This window comes from Pelagibacterium lentulum (assembly GCF_003992625.1).
Lineage (GTDB): Bacteria > Pseudomonadota > Alphaproteobacteria > Rhizobiales > Devosiaceae > Pelagibacterium > Pelagibacterium lentulum.
The window spans coordinates 1-18,611 of sequence record NZ_RZMW01000019.1; the positions used below are offsets into that span (position 1 = coordinate 1).

Sequence of the window (18,611 nt, forward strand, 5' to 3'; positions counted from 1 at the left end):
GCGCCGACGGTGCGGCCGCCTTCACGGATGGCAAAGCGCAGCTTTTCTTCCATCGCGATCGGAACGATCAGTTCCACGTTCATTTCAACATTGTCGCCAGGCATGACCATTTCAACACCGTCATTGAGCGTCACAACACCGGTCACGTCAGTCGTACGGAAGTAGAACTGAGGACGGTAATTGGTGAAGAACGGAGTATGACGGCCGCCTTCTTCCTTGGTCAGGATATAGGCTTCTGCAACAAACTTGGTGTGCGGAGTGACCGAACCGGGCTTGCACAGAACCTGACCGCGCTCAACCTGGCTCCGATCGATACCGCGAACCAGCGCACCGATATTGTCGCCTGCTTCACCCGAATCGAGCAGCTTGCGGAACATTTCAACGCCGGTAACAGTGGTCTTCTGGGTCGGCTTGATGCCAACGATTTCCACTTCCTCGCCAACCTTGACGATACCGCGCTCAACACGACCGGTCACAACAGTACCACGGCCAGAGATCGAGAACACGTCTTCAACAGGCATCAGGAACGGCTGATCCTTCGGACGCTCAGGCTGCGGAATGTAGTCATCCACAGTCTTCATAAGCTCCAAAATCGCATCGTGGCCGATTTCAGGACGCTTGTCTTCCAAAGCCATAAGAGCCGAACCCTTGGTGATCGGAATGTCGTCACCGGGGAATTCGTAGCTCGAGAGCAACTCACGAACTTCAAGCTCAACAAGCTCCAGAAGCTCTTCGTCGTCAACCTGGTCAACCTTGTTCAAAAACACCACAAGCGCAGGAACACCAACCTGACGGGCAAGCAGAATGTGCTCGCGGGTCTGGGGCATCGGGCCATCGGCTGCCGAAACAACAAGGATCGCGCCGTCCATCTGCGCAGCACCCGTGATCATGTTCTTCACATAGTCAGCGTGGCCTGGGCAATCGACGTGTGCGTAGTGACGCGCTTCGGTCTCATACTCAACGTGAGCCGTCGAAATCGTGATCCCGCGGGCCTTTTCCTCAGGCGCCTTGTCAATCTGGTCGTAAGCAGAATAGGTCGCCCCGCCAGTCTCAGCCAGAACCTTCGTGATCGCAGCCGTCAAAGAGGTCTTGCCATGGTCAACGTGACCAATCGTACCAATGTTGCAGTGCGGCTTATTACGTGAAAACTTTTCCTTGCCCATCACATATCTCCGTATTCAGACAGCCCGTGGCTGCTGTAACTTATTGTTTCAATTAGGCGTATTTGGCCTGAACTTCGTCAGCAACCGCCTGCGGCACTTGCTCGTAATGATCGAACACCATGGTGTACTGTGCACGGCCCTGGCTCATCGAGCGCAGCGAGTTCACGTAACCAAACATGTTTGCCAGAGGCACAAAGGCATTCACGACCTGCGCGATACCACGCGATTCCGTACCCTGGATCTGACCACGGCGGGAATTAAGGTCGCCGATGACGTCGCCCATATATTCTTCAGGGGTAACGACTTCAACCTTCATGATCGGTTCGAGCAGCTTCGCGCCAGCCTTCTGCAGGCCTTCACGGAAACCGGCACGACCGGCGATTTCGAAGGCAAGAACCGACGAGTCGACGTCATGATACGCACCATCGGTAAGCGTTGCCTTGACGTCCACGATCGGGAAGCCGGCAAGAATACCTGAACCCATGACGGACTCGATACCCTTGGTAACGCCCGGAATGTATTCCTTCGGAACCGAACCACCAACGATCTTGCTTTCGAAGGTGTAGCCAGCGCCCGGCTCGTTCGGCTCGATGATGAGCTTGACGCGAGCGAACTGACCCGAACCACCCGACTGCTTCTTGTGGGTGTAGTCGATTTCGGCCGTCTTCGTAATCGTTTCGCGATACGCAACCTGCGGCTGGCCGATATTGGCTTCAACCTTGAATTCACGCTTCATGCGGTCAACAAGGATGTCGAGGTGAAGTTCACCCATGCCCGAAATAATGGTCTGGCCGGATTCTTCATCGGACCTGACGCGGAACGAAGGATCTTCAGCAGCAAGACGCTGCAGGGCAAGCCCCATCTTTTCCTGGTCGGCCTTGGACTTGGGCTCAACCGCGATATCAATAACAGGATCAGGGAAAATCATCCGCTCAAGGATAACCTGGCTGGTGGGTGCGCAGAGCGTATCACCAGTGGTCGTGTCCTTCAGACCAACAATGGCAACGATGTCACCAGCGAAGGCTTCGGAAATCTGCTCACGGCTGTTGGAGTGCATCTGGAACATGCGGCCAACGCGTTCGCGCTTGCCTTTCACGGTGTTTTCCAGTTGCGCACCGGCTTCCAGATGACCCGAATAGATGCGACAGAACGTCAACGAACCCATATGCGGGTCGTTGGCGATCTTGAATGCCAGCATCGAAAGCGGCTCGCTGTCGTCAGCATGACGCTCGATGGCTTCTTCCGTCTTTGCATCGATGCCCTTGATCGCCGGAATATCGATCGGCGAAGGCAGGAAATCGACAACTGCGTCAAGAAGAGGCTGCACACCCTTGTTCTTGAATGCAGAACCACACAGAACGCCGAAGAACTCAACGTTACAGATGCCCTTGCGGAGCAGCTTGCGGATCGTATCGTTGTCGGGCATTTCGCCTTCCAGATACGCTTCCATCGCAGCTTCGTCCATTTCGACGGCAGCTTCGATAAGCTTCTCACGGTATTCTTCTGCGCGATCCTTGAGGTCGGCCGGAATATCGACCACATCCCAAGATGCGCCGAGCTGCTCACCGTTCCAGACAAGCGCCTTCATTTCGATAAGATCGACAACGCCAGCGAATTCGCTTTCGGCGCCGATCGGCAGTTGCAGAACAACGGCCTTTGCACCGAGACGCTCGCCAACCATTTCCACCGAGCGGTAGAAGTCAGCGCCGATCTTGTCCATCTTGTTGACGAAGATCAGACGCGGAACGTTGTACTTGTCAGCCTGGCGCCAGACGGTTTCCGTCTGCGGCTCAACACCGGCATTGGCATCGAGAAGCGCAACAGCACCGTCAAGAACCCGGAGCGAACGCTCGACCTCGATGGTGAAGTCAACGTGGCCCGGAGTATCGATGATGTTGAAGCGACGCTTCTTGCCATCACGACCCTGCCAGAACGTGGTCGTGGCAGCCGAAGTGATGGTGATGCCGCGTTCCTGCTCCTGCTCCATCCAGTCCATGGTGGCAGCGCCGTCATGAACTTCACCGATCTTGTGGCTCTTGCCGGTGTAGAACAGGATGCGTTCGGTTGTCGTGGTCTTGCCGGCATCGATATGCGCCATGATGCCGAAATTGCGGTAATCTTCGATCTTATATTCGCGAGCCATTCTCGATCTCCCTTACCAGCGGTAGTGCGAGAACGCACGGTTGGCATCGGCCATGCGGTGCGTGTCTTCGCGCTTCTTAACAGCCTGGCCGCGCCCATTGAGCGCATCCATAAGCTCGCCCGAAAGGCGACCAACCATGGTCTGCTCGCCACGCTTGCGGGCAGCATCGATCAGCCAGCGAATGGCAAGAGCCTGCTGGCGCTCGGTACGAACTTCGACCGGCACCTGGTAGGTAGCACCACCAACACGACGCGAACGCACTTCAACAGCCGGACGAATATTGTCCAGAGCCGAATGGAACACCTGGATGGGGTCCTGTTTGGTACGCTCTTCAACAACGTCGAAGGCGCCATAAACAATGCTCTCAGCGACGGACTTCTTGCCATCCAACATGAGAGAATTCATGAATTTCGAAACGACGAGATCACCGAACTTAGGATCGGGGTTGATCTCACGCTTTTCTGCACGATGCCGACGGGACATGGTTCAGCTTCTCCTTACTTCGGCCGCTTCGCGCCATATTTGGACCGGCGCTGCTTACGATCCTTCACACTCTGGGTATCCAGAACGCCGCGCAGCACGTGGTAACGCACACCAGGAAGGTCGCGCACACGGCCGCCGCGGATGAGCACTACAGAGTGCTCCTGAAGGTTGTGACCTTCGCCAGGGATATAGGTGATGACTTCACGCTGATTAACGAGGCGCACCTTGGCCACACGACGAAGCGCAGAGTTCGGCTTTTTCGGAGTCGTGGTATAAACACGTGTGCAAACGCCGCGCTTTTGCGGGTTCGCCTCCATTGCCGGAACTTTGTTCCGCTTCGGCTTCGCCTGCCGGGGCTTGCGGATCAGCTGATTAATGGTCGGCATAGTGCTCGAACCCTCTTTTCATCCGTACCAAAACAAATCGTTGCTTACGACATAACAAGCAAGCAGCGCCCGCACAGGCCTCTTACAAGAACCGGCGGCGCCAAGAATGCAGAGGATCACCACCCGAAAGGAAAGCAATCATGCGCCCAAGACTTGTTGCGTCTAAAACTACCCGACAGTGTGTTTGATCTGCTTTGAATGCGGTGCATTGGGCGCCCCGCATTCGGTTCCAGATCACGACCGACCGCTTAGGTAGGGCGGGTATTACGCGGATGATTCAGAATCGTCAAGGCTTTTCGGGAAAAAAGCGCATTTGCCATCCGCCGTCCTGCCCTGCGTCAAACGCATAACCCGCATGTAACGAAAAAGGGGGCCATAAAGGCCCCCTTCCCCAAGCGTTTTTCTTTTATCGCCCTATTCTGCCGGCGCATCCGCTGGCGGCGAAGACGGAGCGGGAATCGCAACCGTTTCTGCCTGACGGCGCCGCTCGTCGAGAATGAGATCGTCGCGTTTGCCCGCAACCTGACGCACGTTGGTGACGCGCGCACCTGTACCTGCCGGGATCAGCCGGCCAACGATCACATTTTCCTTGAGACCATCCAGCACGTCTGCCTTGCCGGAAACCGCAGCTTCGGTGAGAACGCGTGTGGTTTCCTGGAACGATGCGGCAGACACGAACGAACGGGTCTGGAGCGATGCCTTGGTGATACCCAGCAGAACCGGGACAGCCTCGGCAGGCTTCTTGCCATCGGCAACAAGCTGCTCGTTGAGCTCATCCAGATCGATCTTGTCGATCTGCTCGTCCTTGAGCAGTCCGCTCTCGCCTGGATCGGTGATTTCGACCTTCTGCAGCATCTGGCGAACGATCACCTCAATGTGCTTGTCGTTAATCAACACGCCCTGCAGGCGATAGACTTCCTGAATCTCGTTGACGAGATAGCGTGCCAGTTCCTCAACGCCCTTGATTGCAAGGATGTCGTGCGGTGCCGGATTCCCGTCAAGGATATACTCGCCCCGCTCGATCGGATCGCCTTCCTGCAGATGGAATGGCTTACCCTTCGGGATGAGATATTCAACCGGTTCCTGCGACTCGTCGTTTGGCTCGATAACGATACGGCGCTTGTTCTTGTAGTCGCGGCCGAAGCGGATCGTGCCATCGATTTCCGCGATGATCGCATGATCCTTGGGACGACGTGCTTCGAACAGTTCCGCAACGCGTGGCAGACCACCGGTAATGTCCTTGGTCTTGGCGCTTTCGAGCGGAATACGCGCCAAAACGTCACCAGGTGCAACACGAGTGCCCGGCTCAACTGCGATAACCGCATCCACGCTCAACAGATAGCGCGCATCTGTACCTCGATCGGACTTGAGCACCTGCCCACCGACACCAATGGCAATTGCCGGACGCAGGCCCTCACCACGCTGGCTCGAACGCCAGTCGATGACCAGACGCTTGGTAAAGCCTGTTGTTTCGTCGGTCGTTTCAGCAACCGAAGCGCCGTCAACAAGATCCTCGAACAGAACCTCACCCTCGACTTCCGAAAGAACCGGACGGGTGTACGGATCCCACTCGGCAAGACGCTGGCCGCGCTTGACCTGATCGCCATCGTCGACCCGTAGGCGCGAGCCATAGGCAACCTTGTGAACGGCGCGTTCCTTGCCATCGGCATCGACAATTACGATCGCCACGTTACGGCCCATGACCACAATATGGCCATCGGAGTTCTTGGCAATGTTCTTGTTGCGGAAGGTGATCTTACCTTCGGCACCCGCTTCGAGATACGAGTTATCGACAACCTGCGCCGTACCACCGATATGGAACGTGCGCATGGTAAGCTGGGTACCTGGTTCACCGATCGACTGCGCGGCGATAACACCGACAGCCTCACCCATGTTGACCGGCGTACCGCGTGCAAGGTCACGACCATAGCAAGTCGCGCAAGTGCCCTGACGCACTTCACAGGTCAGTGGTGAGCGAATGCGAACCGACTGGATCTTGGCTTCTTCGATCTTCTCGACATCGGCCTCGTCCATCAACGTGCCCTTGGCGATGAGAACATCGTCAGTGCCGGGAACGTAGATGTCGTCAGCAGCCACACGACCGAGGATGCGCTGACCGAGTGAGGCGACAACCTGACCGGAGTCGATGATCGCTTCCATGGTCAGACCGTTCTCGGTGCCGCAATCATTTTCAGTGATGATCGCGTCCTGCGCAACGTCCACAAGGCGGCGGGTCAGGTAGCCCGAGTTTGCCGTCTTGAGCGCTGTATCGGCCAGACCCTTGCGGGCACCGTGCGTAGAGTTGAAGTATTCAAGAACGGTCAGGCCTTCCTTGAAGTTCGAGATAACCGGCGTTTCGATGATTTCGCCTGACGGCTTGGCCATCAGACCACGCATACCAGCGAGCTGCTTCATCTGGGCAACCGAACCACGGGCGCCCGAATGGCTCATCATATAGACCGAGTTGATCCGCTTCTGCCGACCGTCGGCGTCCTTTTCAACAGCAGAAATGCGCTTCATCATTTCGTCGGCGACCTTGTCACCGCACTTGGCCCAGGCGTCGACAACCTTATTGTACTTTTCGCCGTGGGTGATGAGGCCGTCATTATACTGCTGCTCGAATTCCTCAACCAGCTTGCGGGTATCGCCCACAATCTTGGCCTTGGTATCAGGGATCACCATGTCGTCCTTGCCGAACGAAATGCCGGCACGGCAGGCCTGCTTGAACCCGGCATCCATGATCCGGTCACAGAAGATCACAGTCTCTTTCTGACCACAGACACGATAAACCGTGTCGATGACCTTGGAGATCATCTTCTTGGTCATGAGCTGGTTCACGACTTCATACGGTACGTTTTCGGGCAATAGCTTGCCCAGAATCATACGGCCTGGAGTGGTTTCGACAATCTTGGTCGTCAGGCTGCCATCCTCGGAAGTCGCGCGAACGCGGCCCTTGATCTTGGAATGCAGCGAAATGACCTTGCTTTCCAGCGCATGCTCAATTTCAGCCATCGAGCCGAATGCCATGCCCTCGCCCGGCTCACCATCAGCCATGATCGACAGGTAATAAAGCCCCAGAACAATATCCTGCGAAGGCACAATGATCGGCTGACCGTTGGCCGGATGCAGAATGTTGTTGGTCGACATCATCAGGACGCGCGCTTCAAGCTGGGCTTCAAGCGATAGCGGTACGTGAACCGCCATCTGGTCACCGTCAAAGTCAGCGTTAAACGCCGCACAGACCAGCGGATGAAGCTGGATGGCCTTGCCTTCGATCAGGATCGGCTCGAATGCCTGAATGCCCAGACGGTGAAGCGTCGGCGCACGGTTCAACAGAACCGGGTGCTCACGGATCACTTCGTCAAGGATGTCCCAAACTTCGGGCCTTTCCTTTTCAACGAGCTTTTTCGCCTGCTTGACGGTCGAGGACAGCCCCTTCGCGTCGAGACGCGAATAGATGAAGGGCTTGAACAACTCGAGCGCCATCTTTTTGGGAAGACCGCACTGATGCAGCTTGAGTTCCGGACCCACGGTGATAACCGAACGGCCCGAATAGTCGACGCGCTTGCCGAGCAGGTTCTGACGGAACCGGCCCTGTTTGCCCTTGAGCATGTCGGACAGCGACTTGAGCGGACGCTTGTTGGCACCGGTAATGGTGCGGCCGCGACGACCGTTGTCGAACAACGCATCGACAGCTTCCTGCAACATACGCTTTTCGTTACGGATGATGATGTCGGGAGCACGCAGCTCGATCAGGCGCTTGAGGCGATTGTTGCGGTTGATCACGCGGCGGTAAAGATCGTTCAGATCCGAGGTCGCGAACCGGCCGCCATCGAGCGGCACCAGCGGGCGCAGTTCGGGCGGAATGACCGGAATGACCGTCATGATCATCCACTCGGGCTTATTACCCGATACGATGAACTGCTCGACGATCTTAAGGCGTTTTGCGAGTTTTTTGGGCTTAAGTTCCGTTGTCGACTCGGCAATTTCAACACGCAGGTCAGCAGCGAGCTTTTCCAGATCGATGGCAGCCAGCATTTCGCGCACGGCTTCAGCACCGATCATCGCGGTGAAGGCGTCTGGACCGAAATTGTCCTGCGCGTCGAGATATTCTTCTTCCGAAACAAGCTGATGCTGGGTGAACGGGGTCAGGCCCGGCTCAATCACAACATAGTTTTCAAAATAAAGAATGCGCTCGACATCCTTGAGTGTCATGTCGAGAAGCTGCGCGATACGGGACGGCAGCGACTTCAGGAACCAGATATGCGCAACCGGTGCGGCCAGTTCGATATGGCCCATACGCTCGCGGCGAACGCGGGAAAGCGTAACTTCCACACCGCACTTTTCGCAGATGACGCCCTTGAACTTCATGCGCTTGTACTTACCGCACAAGCACTCGTAATCCTTGGTCGGACCAAAGATACGGGCACAAAACAGGCCATCGCGCTCAGGCTTGAACGTGCGGTAGTTGATGGTTTCCGGCTTCTTGATTTCGCCGTAGGACCAGCTCAGAATTTTTTCCGGGCTCGCAATGTTGATCTTGATCTGATCGAAAGTGGGCGCTGCCGCCTGCGAGTTGAACGGGTCCATGACATGCTGATGATGATTCATCTTGTCTCTCCTTGGTGCCTTGGCGGTGCCGCTTCAGCTTGTGAGCGCACCGCCTCGGGCAATCGGCAAATGTTCAGTCGGGGTCGCGGCGGATTATTCCGCCGCGTCCGCAGGAGGCGCGAGTTCCGGGTCACCGGATGTCTCTTCGTCGTTGTCGGCTTCCAGGTCGGTCAATTCGACATTGAGGCCGAGTGAACGGATTTCCTTGACCAGAACGTTAAAGCTTTCCGGGATACCCGCTTCAAACGTGTCATCGCCCCGAACGATCGCTTCATAGACCTTTGTACGGCCAGCAACGTCGTCCGACTTGACGGTAAGCATTTCCTGCAAGGTATAGGCGGCACCATAGGCCTCAAGTGCCCAGACCTCCATTTCACCGAAGCGCTGCCCGCCGAACTGAGCCTTACCGCCCAGCGGCTGCTGGGTAACAAGGCTGTAGGGGCCGATTGAACGTGCGTGGATCTTGTCATCGACCAGATGGTGCAGCTTGAGCATGTAGATATACCCAACTGTCACCGGACGATCGAAGGCTTCACCGGTACGTCCGTCATAAAGAGTGGACTGACCCGAAGCGTCCAGACCCGCATTTTCGAGCATTTCGACAATGTCGGCTTCCTTGGCGCCATCGAATACCGGTGTGGCAATCGATACGCCCTTGGAAATCTGCTGGCCCAACCGCACAATGCCGTCGTCGTCCAGATCGCCAACGAAATCATCGCCCTCATAGAGCGCGGAGATTTCCTTCTTGAGCGGCTCGACGTCTTTGCTCTGGCGATAAGCCTGCATCATCTCGTCGATCTTCCGGCCCATGCCGCGCGCGGCCCAGCCCAGATGCGTTTCGAGAATCTGTCCGACATTCATACGCGAAGGCACGCCCAGCGGATTGAGAACGATATCGACATTGGTTCCGTCTTCGAGGAACGGCATGTCTTCAACCGGCATGATCCGCGAGATAACGCCCTTGTTGCCGTGACGGCCGGCCATCTTGTCGCCCGACTGCATCTTGCGCTTCGTGGCAACGAAGACCTTGACCATCTTCATCACCCCTGGCGGCAGTTCATCACCGCGCTGGAGCTTGTCGACCTTATCGATAAAGCGCTGCTCGAGCAGACGACGGCTTTCGTCATACTGCGCCTGCAGAGCTTCGATCTCGGTCATCAGTTTGTCGTCTTCAACGGCAAACTGCCACCACTTGGAGCGCGCATGAGCATCGAAGATGGAGTCGTTGAGCTTGGTACCCGCAACATAGCCCTTGGGCCCCGAAGTTGCGGACTTGCCGAACAGCATTTCCTTGAGACGCGCGTAAACGTTACGGTCGAGGATCGACTGTTCGTCGTCACGGTCCTTGGCAAGGCGTTCAATTTCCTCGCGCTCGATCGCCATCGCACGTTCGTCCTTGTCGATGCCGTGGCGGTTAAATACGCGCACTTCAACGACGATACCCGCATCACCGGGAGGAATACGCAGCGAGGTATCGCGAACGTCCGACGCCTTCTCACCGAAAATGGCACGCAGAAGCTTTTCTTCCGGCGTCATCGGGCTCTCGCCCTTCGGTGTGATCTTGCCGACGAGAATGTCGCCCGCCTGAACCTCGGCACCGATGTGAACGATACCGGCTTCATCGAGATTCTTCAGCGCTTCTTCCGAAACGTTCGGAATATCGCGGGTGATTTCTTCCGGGCCAAGCTTGGTGTCACGGGCCATCACTTCATATTCCTCGATATGGATCGAGGTGAAGACGTCGTCCTGAACGATCTTTTCCGACAGAAGGATCGAATCTTCAAAGTTGTAGCCATTCCAGGGCATGAACGCGACAAGCACGTTCCGGCCAAGGGCAAGGTCACCAAGATCGGTCGAAGGACCATCGGCGATGATGTCCCCGGCCTGAACATGGTCACCAACATTGACCAGCGGGCGCTGGTTGATGCAGGTCGACTGGTTCGAGCGCTGGAACTTCATCAGGTTGTAGATGTCGACGCCGGACTTGGAGGAATCGCTTTCCTCAGTCGCGCGGATAACAACACGGGTTGCGTCCACCTGATCGACAATACCTGTGCGACGGGCAGCAATCGCTGCACCGGAGTCACGGGCCACAACCGATTCCATGCCGGTACCGACAAACGGCGCTTCCGCCCGCAGAAGCGGAACAGCCTGACGCTGCATGTTCGAGCCCATCAGAGCGCGGTTGGCGTCGTCGTTTTCAAGGAACGGAATAAGCGATGCGGCCACCGAAACCAGCTGCTTTGGCGAAACGTCCATCAGGTCGATGGATTCTTTCGGCGTCAGCATGACTTCGCCCGAGTGACGCGAGACTACGAGATCGTTAACGAACTCGCCCTTCTCGTTCACATTGGCATTGGCCTGTGCAACGTAGTGCTTGGCTTCTTCCATTGCAGAAAGATAGACCACTTCATCGGTGACTTTGCCGTCCACGACCTTGCGGTATGGCGCTTCGATAAAGCCATACTTGTTGACGCGGGCAAAGGTTGCCAGCGAGTTGATCAGACCGATATTCGGGCCTTCCGGCGTTTCAATCGGGCAGATACGACCGTAGTGCGTCGGATGCACGTCACGGACTTCAAAGCCGGCGCGCTCACGGGTCAGACCACCTGGGCCAAGCGCTGAAAGGCGACGCTTGTGGGTGATTTCCGAAAGCGGGTTGGTCTGGTCCATGAACTGGGACAACTGCGAGGAGCCGAAGAACTCGCGCACAGCGGCGGCAGCCGGCTTGGCGTTGATGAGATCCTGCGGCATCACCGTGTCGATTTCGACAGAAGACATACGCTCCTTGATCGCGCGCTCCATGCGGAGCAGACCAAGCCGGTAGTGGTTTTCCATCAACTCGCCAACCGAACGCACGCGACGGTTACCGAGATTGTCGATGTCGTCGATTTCACCGCGGCCATCGCGCAGGTCCACAAGCGTGCGGACAACTTCCACGATATCTTCCTTGCGCAGAACGCGCATTGTGTCGGGTGCATCCAGATCGAGACGCATGTTCATCTTGACGCGACCGACAGCCGACAGGTCGTAACGCTCGGAGTCGAAGAACAACGACTGGAACATGGCTTCCGCCGTTTCCAAGGTGGGCGGCTCACCAGGACGCATCACGCGATAGATGTCGAACAGAGCATCTTCGCGGCTTTCGTTCTTGTCGACGGCCAGCGTGTTGCGCAGATAGGCGCCAACGGTCACGTGATCGATATCGAGGATCGGAAGCTCTTCAAAGCCCTTTTCAACGAGGGTCGCAAGCAGCTTTTCGTCGATTTCATCGCCGGCTTCGGCAAAGATCTCACCGTTGGACAGGTCAACGATGTCCGTGGCCAGATACATGCCGTAGAGGTCTTCGTCGGTGGCCAGCAGGTGGGTTGTACCGGCTTCCGCGATCTTCTTGGCAGCGCGCGCAGTCAGCTTCTTGCCGCCTTCATGCACGACATTGCCAGTATCGGCGTCGATAAGGTCGAGGATTGGCTTGGCACCCTTGATCTTTTCGGGATCGAAAGGCTTGCGCCAGCCTTGCTCACTCTTGGAGAAGGTGAGTGTGTTGTAATAGGTGTCGAGGATTTCCTCAGCGTCCAGACCCAGCGCCTTGAGCAGCGAAGTGACCGGAATCTTGCGGCGGCGATCGATACGAGCATAAACAATGTCTTTGGCGTCGAATTCGATATCGAGCCATGAGCCACGGTAAGGAATAATGCGCGCTGCGAACAGCAGCTTCCCGGACGAATGGGTCTTGCCCTTATCGTGATCGAAGAACACGCCAGGCGAACGGTGCATCTGGGATACGATAACGCGCTCGGTGCCGTTGACAACGAACGTACCGTTGGACGTCATGAAGGGCATATCGCCCATATAGACGTCTTGCTCCTTGATGTCCTTGACCGAGCGGGCGCCGGTATCTTCATCGACTTCAAATACGATGAGGCGCAGTGTCACCTTGAGGGGAGCAGCGAAGGTCATGTCGCGCTGGCGACATTCTTCGGTATCATACTTGGGCTGTTCGAATTCGTAGCGCACGAATTCCAGCGACGCGGTGTTTGAAAAGTCCGTGATCGGGAAAACCGACCGGAAAACCGATTGAAGGCCTTCATCGCCGCGCCCGCCTTCTGGTTCATCAACCATCAGGAACTGGTCATAAGAAGCCTTCTGCACCTCAATGAGGTTCGGCATCTCCGTGACTTCGCGAATGGAACCGAAAGACTTGCGCACCTTGCGGCGGCCATTGAACGTGGTAGCCATATACCCGTTTCCTCTCGTCTGAGCGTTGCGAGCAAAAGTGAAATGCACTTTTGCGGTTCGGCAACGCGTGAACAACATCGGGAGCATTGAGCGGTCCGAAGAAACCCGAAAATGCTCTGGAATGTCTCGGAGGCAACTGTTCAAAAAACCGACAATCAGCCGTCGGTCCTCGGAACAGGTGCCCTAACAATTCTGTGTATCTATTTCCGCAACAACGCCCTGCCCTCAACAACAACGCCCTACCCTCAACCTGATGGTGGCGTCCGCCGTCTGTGTACTTAGGCGGGAATCGGGGCAGTCCTATGACCGCCCCGACTGCTTATACAGTCAAAACTACTTGAGTTCGACCTTGGCACCAGCTGCTTCGAGCTTTGCCTTGATGTCTTCGGCTTCCGCCTTGTTGACACCTTCCTTGACAGCCTTAGGAGCGCCTTCAACGAGGTCCTTGGCTTCCTTCAGGCCGAGGCCGGTGATGCCGCGAACTTCCTTGATCACGTTGATCTTCTGTGCGCCGGCATCGGTCAGAACGACGTCAAATTCGTCCTTTTCTTCAGCAGGTGCAGCTGCTGCAGCAGCGCCACCGGCGGCAGCGACAGCAACAGGAGCGGCGGCAGAAACGCCCCACTTTTCTTCAAGCATCTTGGAAAGCTCGGAAGCTTCCAGAACAGTCAGTGCAGACAGGTCGTCTACAAGTTTAGCAAGATCAGCCATTTGAATACCCTTTTAAAAGGTTAGGTTTCAGTTTGAACCGTGGATTGGGTCGTAAACGCTTACGCGGCTTCGCCCTTGTCCGAATATGCTGCGATAACCCGTGCGACCTGGCCGCCCGGAGCCTGCAGGACGGATGCGATCTTGGCGGCAGGCTGTGTAAGCAGACCGGCAATCTTTGCACGCAGTTCGTCCAGCGAAGGCAGATCGGCCAGAGCCTTGACGCCTTCGGCATCGAGTTCGGTCGAGCCCATTGCGCCGCCGAGGATCACGAACTTGGAGTTCTTGTCGGCAAACGTCTTGGCGACTTTCGGCGCCGTGATGGGATCTTCCGAATAGGCCAGGACCGTCGGGCCAGTCAAAATGCCCGAGATATCCGCAATGTCGGAATCTTTAAGAGCGAGCTTGGCAAGGCGGTTCTTTGCGACCTTCACCTGACCACCAGCCGCCTTCATCTGCTTGCGCAGACTTTCAAATTCGGCGACCGACAGACCGGCATAGTGAGCGACGACTACAGCGCCCGAGCCGGCAAATGCCTGCTGGAGCGAGGAGACGACCTCGACTTTTTCCGCTCTATCCATGCTACTCTCCACGTTAAGCCCGATCCCTCATGGATCGGACCGTTGCAATATGCCCTCCCCACAATCGGGAAAGGCGGTGCAATGCCTGTAAACCGGAATGCTCCCTAAGGAACTACCGGCCCGGTTCAAACCAAAACGGACAAAGCGATCATCGCCTTCTTTTCATTCCGTAACGGTCATCACCCCATCTATTGGTGGCGGCCGGGAGCCCCCGGCAATTAGGATGGCAAGCCGCCATCACCACACAGTCTCGGACAGGTCTTCACCATCGGGCTCAAAGAGCCCTCAGGTTCTCCGGGCGACCAGGGCCGCCCGAAAACTTAATTGCGTCGGCAGTTCCTAATTCAGAACCGAAGACGGATCGACATGAACGCCAGCGCCCATGGTCGAGGAAACGGCTACGCGCTTGAAGTAAGTGCCCTTCGCGCCCGAAGGCTTCGCCTTGTTGACCGCATCGGTCAGCGCCTTGATGTTTTCGACAAGCTGCGCTTCAGAGAACGAGGCCTTGCCAACACCGGCGTGAATGATACCAGCCTTTTCGACGCGAAACTCAACTGCGCCGCCCTTGGCAGCCTTGACTGCACCGGCAACATCAGGCGTAACCGTGCCAACCTTGGGGTTCGGCATCAGGTTGCGCGGGCCGAGAATCTTACCAAGACGGCCAACCAGCGGCATCATGTCCGGCGTTGCAATGCAACGGTCGAAATTGATGTTGCCCTTCTGGATTTCTTCGGCCAGATCGTCAGCACCAACAATATCTGCACCAGCCGCCTTGGCTTCGTCGGCCTTGGCGTCCTTGGCAAATACGGCGACGCGAACGGTCTTGCCCGTACCGTTGGGCAGATTCACAACGCCGCGGACCATCTGGTCGGCGTGACGCGGATCGACTCCAAGATTCATTGCAACTTCAACGGTTTCGTCGAACTTGGCAGTTGCACGTTCCTTGACCATCTTGATGGCCTCATCGACGCCATAGAGCTTCTTGCGATCGATGCCTTCACGAACCTGCTTTGTACGCTTTGCGAGCTTGCTCATTGTCCGTTACCCTTCAACCTGCAGGCCCATCGAACGGGCAGAACCAGCAACCATGCTCATTGCGGCTTCAACAGTATCCGCATTGAGATCCTTCATCTTCTTTTCGGCGATATCGCGGACCTGAGCTTCAGTGAGCTTGCCTGCGCTGTCATGGCCAGGCTTCTTTGAGCCGGACTTGAGATTGATCGCCTTCTTGATAAAGTAGGTTACCGGCGGCAGCTTCATTTCGAAGGTGAAGCTCTTGTCGGCAAAAGCGGTGATAACGACCGGGATCGGAGCACCCTTTTCCATTTCCTGCGTAGCCGCGTTAAAGGCCTTGCAGAATTCCATGATGTTCAGGCCGCGCTGACCCAGCGCCGGGCCAATCGGGGGAGAAGGCGTCGCGGAGCCGGCGGGCACCTGCAACTTGATGTAACCAATAATCTTCTTTGCCATTTTCGTTCCTTTCAAGAGACCGGCATAGACCGGCCAGTTGGTGACGGTGTGGTCCGAAGGATTTACCGGCGGATGGCAACCACCGCCCTCTCCCACACTGTTCTGCCCTCATTCGAGAGCGCGCGATCAGACCTTTTCGACCTGACCGTATTCGAGCTCGACCGGCGTGGGCCGGCCAAAAATGGAAACTTCGACCTTGAGACGCGCACGCTCTTCGTCGACTTCCTCGACGACACCCGAAAAGCTCGCGAACGGGCCATCGGAAACGCGAACATTCTCGCCAATCTCGAAGCTGACAGAAGGCTTGGGGCGATCGACACCCTCCTGAACCTGCTGCAGAATACCCATTGCCTCGCGCTCGGAAATCGGCTGCGGCTTGTTATCCGCGCCAAGAAAACCGGTCACTTTCGGCGTATTCTTGATCAAATGGAATGTCTCGTCCGTCAATTCCATCTTCACCAGCACATAGCCGGGAAAAAACTTGCGCTCAGCATCAACCTTGCGGCCGCGGCGCACTTCGGTAACCTTTTCGGTCGGAACCAGCACATCATCAAAAAGATGATCGAGCCCGTTCGAGGCAACCTTTTGCCTGATGTCCTCGGCGACCTTGCGCTCGAAATTTGAGTACGCCTGAACAATGTACCAACGCTTGGCCATATCGCTTTAGCTCCTGATCGTCCGGATTCGCTTAGCGAATGGACAGCATTAACCCGACAAAGAATGAAATGATCCAGTCGGCCCCCAGAAAGAACAAGCTGGCCAGCACAACCATGATCAGAACCATGACCGTCGACACTAGAGTTTCATTGCGGGTCGGCCAGACAACCTTGGAGACCTCTGTCCGCACCTGCTGGATGAATGTAAACGGGTTGGTTCGGGCCATAATCGCTCAATACTCGATTCAAAATCGTGGGGTTAAGTCCATAAGCAATCGCCGCGCGAGTCGCTTCGCACGGCCAAGAACGGCCTATCTAGACCTAGAAAGCCGCCAACGCAAGACCCGGAGACAAGATTCTTGTTGTCACGGCCAACATGGCTGCCACCAATTCGCCATCTGCGCGTTATTCTTTGGCAGCATCGAAAGGACACCGTATGAGAAAATCCCGCACTCTGCCCGCAATCACTCTGTTTGGCGCAATTGCCTTGACCGGATGCACCGCTACCGGTGCCGATCCGGCTCAACCCGCTCCCCCTGCCGATTGCGGCGCCGCTGCGCTGCAATCGATGGTTGGAGAACCCGTCGCCGGCACCACTGCCGAAAATGTTACGGTCGGCGGCGAACCCGTCCAGTCTCTCGGCAATGTTCGGGTCGTTGGGCCCGATGACGCCATGACAATGGACTTCAACACCGAACGCCTGACCATTGAAACCGATGAGCAAGGCAATCTCGCTACTGCCCGCTGCGTCTAACTTGCGAGCCACCGAGCCTCAAAAATCCTGAAACCACTGGCAGGGGCGGAGGGACTCGAACCCCCGGCCCTCGGTTTTGGAGACCGATGCTCTACCAACTGAGCTACACCCCTGCATTGGTCGCTGGTCTAATCGAGAAGCGGTTCGGGCGCAAGAGGTCATTGCCCTCGTTCTGACAAAAAAAGGGCGCCCCGAAGGACGCCCTTTATTCACTATGGCTTGAACTTACTCGACGATTTTGGAAACGACGCCAGCGCCGACGGTGCGGCCGCCTTCACGGATGGCAAAGCGCAGCTTTTCTTCCATCGCGATCGGAACGATCAGTTCCACGTTCATTTCAACATTGTCGCCAGGCATGACCATTTCAACACCGTCATTGAGCGTCACAACACCGGTCACGTCAGTCGTACGGAAGTAGAACTGAGGACGGTAATTGGTGAAGAACGGAGTATGACGGCCGCCTTCTTCCTTGGTCAGGATATAGGCTTCTGCAACAAACTTGGTGTGCGGAGTGACCGAACCGGGCTTGCACAGAACCTGACCGCGCTCAACCTGGCTCCGATCGATACCGCGAACCAGCGCACCGATATTGTCGCCTGCTTCACCCGAATCGAGCAGCTTGCGGAACATTTCAACGCCGGTAACAGTGGTCTTCTGGGTCGGCTTGATGCCAACGATTTCCACTTCCTCGCCAACCTTGACGATACCGCGCTCAACACGACCGGTCACAACAGTACCACGGCCAGAGATCGAGAACACGTCTTCAACAGGCATCAGGAACGGCTGATCCTTCGGACGCTCAGGCTGCGGAATGTAGTCATCCACAGTCTTCATAAGCTCCAAAATCGCATCGTGGCCGATTTCAGGACGCTTGTCTTCCAAAGCCATAAGAGCCGAACCCTTGGTGATCGGAATGTCGTCACCGGGGAATTCGTAGCTCGAGAGCAACTCACGAACTTCAAGCTCAACAAGCTCCAGAAGCTCTTCGTCGTCAACCTGGTCAACCTTGTTCAAAAACACCACAAGCGCAGGAACACCAACCTGACGGGCAAGCAGAATGTGCTCGCGGGTCTGGGGCATCGGGCCATCGGCTGCCGAAACAACAAGGATCGCGCCGTCCATCTGCGCAGCACCCGTGATCATGTTCTTCACATAGTCAGCGTGGCCTGGGCAATCGACGTGTGCGTAGTGACGCGCTTCGGTCTCATACTCAACGTGAGCCGTCGAAATCGTGATCCCGCGGGCCTTTTCCTCAGGCGCCTTGTCAATCTGGTCGTAAGCAGAATAGGTCGCCCCGCCAGTCTCAGCCAGAACCTTCGTGATCGCAGCCGTCAAAGAGGTCTTGCCATGGTCAACGTGACCAATCGTACCAATGTTGCAGTGCGGCTTATTACGTGAAAACTTTTCCTTGCCCATC

Annotated in this window: 14 protein-coding genes and 1 tRNA gene; 1 reads left to right on the plus strand and 14 read right to left on the minus strand. The window is 56.4% G+C overall.

The annotated features are described in order from the left end of the window. The 12 genes from tuf (EO133_RS05565) to secE all read right to left on the minus strand — a co-directional run. On the minus strand, window positions 1-1,163 hold a 1,163-nt coding region (tuf, locus tag EO133_RS05565; protein WP_127071679.1), incomplete at its 3' end, for an elongation factor Tu. Between the two features lie 52 nt (window positions 1,164-1,215). Further along, window positions 1,216-3,306, minus strand: coding sequence for an elongation factor G (gene fusA, locus EO133_RS05570; protein ID WP_127071680.1), 2,091 nt, complete (start codon window positions 3,304-3,306; stop codon window positions 1,216-1,218). Between the two features lie 12 nt (window positions 3,307-3,318). Further along, window positions 3,319-3,789, minus strand: a complete 471-nt coding sequence (gene rpsG / locus EO133_RS05575) for a 30S ribosomal protein S7 (protein WP_127071681.1) — start codon at window positions 3,787-3,789, stop codon at window positions 3,319-3,321. Between the two features lie 14 nt (window positions 3,790-3,803). Beyond that, entirely contained in the window at window positions 3,804-4,175 is a 372-nt protein-coding gene (rpsL, locus tag EO133_RS05580) for a 30S ribosomal protein S12 (RefSeq protein ID WP_041528652.1), read from the minus strand. A 414-nt stretch (window positions 4,176-4,589) separates the two neighbouring features. Further along, entirely contained in the window at window positions 4,590-8,786 is a 4,197-nt protein-coding gene (gene rpoC, locus EO133_RS05585) for a DNA-directed RNA polymerase subunit beta' (protein WP_127071682.1), read from the minus strand. 93 nt (window positions 8,787-8,879) lie between these two features. Further along, window positions 8,880-13,025 carry a DNA-directed RNA polymerase subunit beta gene (gene rpoB / locus EO133_RS05590; RefSeq protein WP_127071683.1) on the minus strand — a complete coding sequence of 1,382 codons (4,146 nt, stop codon included), beginning with the start codon at window positions 13,023-13,025 and terminating at the stop codon, window positions 8,880-8,882. A gap of 333 nt (window positions 13,026-13,358) precedes the next feature. Then, window positions 13,359-13,736 carry a 50S ribosomal protein L7/L12 gene (gene rplL, locus EO133_RS05595; RefSeq protein WP_127071684.1) on the minus strand — a complete coding sequence of 126 codons (378 nt, stop codon included), beginning with the start codon at window positions 13,734-13,736 and terminating at the stop codon, window positions 13,359-13,361. A gap of 59 nt (window positions 13,737-13,795) precedes the next feature. Continuing rightward, the gene (gene rplJ, locus EO133_RS05600; protein ID WP_127071685.1) at window positions 13,796-14,314 is read right to left on the minus strand and encodes a 50S ribosomal protein L10; all 519 of its coding nucleotides are present in this window, start codon (window positions 14,312-14,314) and stop codon (window positions 13,796-13,798) included. Between the two features lie 339 nt (window positions 14,315-14,653). Beyond that, window positions 14,654-15,349, minus strand: a complete 696-nt coding sequence (gene rplA, locus EO133_RS05605; RefSeq protein WP_127071686.1) for a 50S ribosomal protein L1 — start codon at window positions 15,347-15,349, stop codon at window positions 14,654-14,656. Between the two features lie 6 nt (window positions 15,350-15,355). Beyond that, on the minus strand, window positions 15,356-15,784 hold the full coding sequence (gene rplK, locus EO133_RS05610; RefSeq protein WP_127071687.1) for a 50S ribosomal protein L11: 429 nt from the start codon (window positions 15,782-15,784) through the stop codon (window positions 15,356-15,358). A 126-nt stretch (window positions 15,785-15,910) separates the two neighbouring features. Continuing rightward, on the minus strand, window positions 15,911-16,441 hold the full coding sequence (gene nusG, locus EO133_RS05615) for a transcription termination/antitermination protein NusG (protein ID WP_127071688.1): 531 nt from the start codon (window positions 16,439-16,441) through the stop codon (window positions 15,911-15,913). 31 nt (window positions 16,442-16,472) lie between these two features. Continuing rightward, a complete protein-coding gene (gene secE, locus EO133_RS05620; RefSeq protein WP_127071689.1) occupies window positions 16,473-16,667 on the minus strand; it encodes a preprotein translocase subunit SecE in 195 nt (64 codons plus the stop codon). A 209-nt stretch (window positions 16,668-16,876) separates the two neighbouring features. On the opposite strand from secE, the gene EO133_RS05625 reads away from it, so the two are divergent. Continuing rightward, entirely contained in the window at window positions 16,877-17,194 is a 318-nt protein-coding gene (locus tag EO133_RS05625; protein WP_164734904.1) for an I78 family peptidase inhibitor, read from the plus strand. A 37-nt stretch (window positions 17,195-17,231) separates the two neighbouring features. Here EO133_RS05625 and EO133_RS05630 read toward each other — a convergent pair. Both EO133_RS05630 and tuf (EO133_RS05635) read right to left on the minus strand, forming a co-directional pair. Further along, window positions 17,232-17,307 (minus strand) — tRNA-Trp (locus EO133_RS05630). Window positions 17,308-17,419: 112 nt separating this feature from the next. Then, window positions 17,420-18,610 carry an elongation factor Tu gene (gene tuf, locus EO133_RS05635; RefSeq protein WP_127071691.1) on the minus strand — a complete coding sequence of 397 codons (1,191 nt, stop codon included), beginning with the start codon at window positions 18,608-18,610 and terminating at the stop codon, window positions 17,420-17,422. Between the last annotated feature and the right edge of the window lies 1 nt (window position 18,611).

Coding starts and splice junctions, on each gene's coding strand:
- fusA (WP_127071680.1), bottom strand. CDS start 3,306: ATGGCTCGCGAATATAAGATCGAAGATTACCGCAATTTCGGCATCATG.
- rpsG (WP_127071681.1), bottom strand. CDS start 3,789: ATGTCCCGTCGGCATCGTGCAGAAAAGCGTGAGATCAACCCCGATCCT.
- rpsL (WP_041528652.1), bottom strand. CDS start 4,175: ATGCCGACCATTAATCAGCTGATCCGCAAGCCCCGGCAGGCGAAGCCG.
- rpoC (WP_127071682.1), bottom strand. CDS start 8,786: ATGAATCATCATCAGCATGTCATGGACCCGTTCAACTCGCAGGCGGCA.
- rpoB (WP_127071683.1), bottom strand. CDS start 13,025: ATGGCTACCACGTTCAATGGCCGCCGCAAGGTGCGCAAGTCTTTCGGT.
- rplL (WP_127071684.1), bottom strand. CDS start 13,736: ATGGCTGATCTTGCTAAACTTGTAGACGACCTGTCTGCACTGACTGTT.
- rplJ (WP_127071685.1), bottom strand. CDS start 14,314: ATGGATAGAGCGGAAAAAGTCGAGGTCGTCTCCTCGCTCCAGCAGGCA.
- rplA (WP_127071686.1), bottom strand. CDS start 15,349: ATGAGCAAGCTCGCAAAGCGTACAAAGCAGGTTCGTGAAGGCATCGAT.
- rplK (WP_127071687.1), bottom strand. CDS start 15,784: ATGGCAAAGAAGATTATTGGTTACATCAAGTTGCAGGTGCCCGCCGGC.
- nusG (WP_127071688.1), bottom strand. CDS start 16,441: ATGGCCAAGCGTTGGTACATTGTTCAGGCGTACTCAAATTTCGAGCGC.
- secE (WP_127071689.1), bottom strand. CDS start 16,667: ATGGCCCGAACCAACCCGTTTACATTCATCCAGCAGGTGCGGACAGAG.
- EO133_RS05625 (WP_164734904.1), top strand. CDS start 16,877: ATGAGAAAATCCCGCACTCTGCCCGCAATCACTCTGTTTGGCGCAATT.
- tuf (WP_127071691.1), bottom strand. CDS start 18,610: ATGGGCAAGGAAAAGTTTTCACGTAATAAGCCGCACTGCAACATTGGT.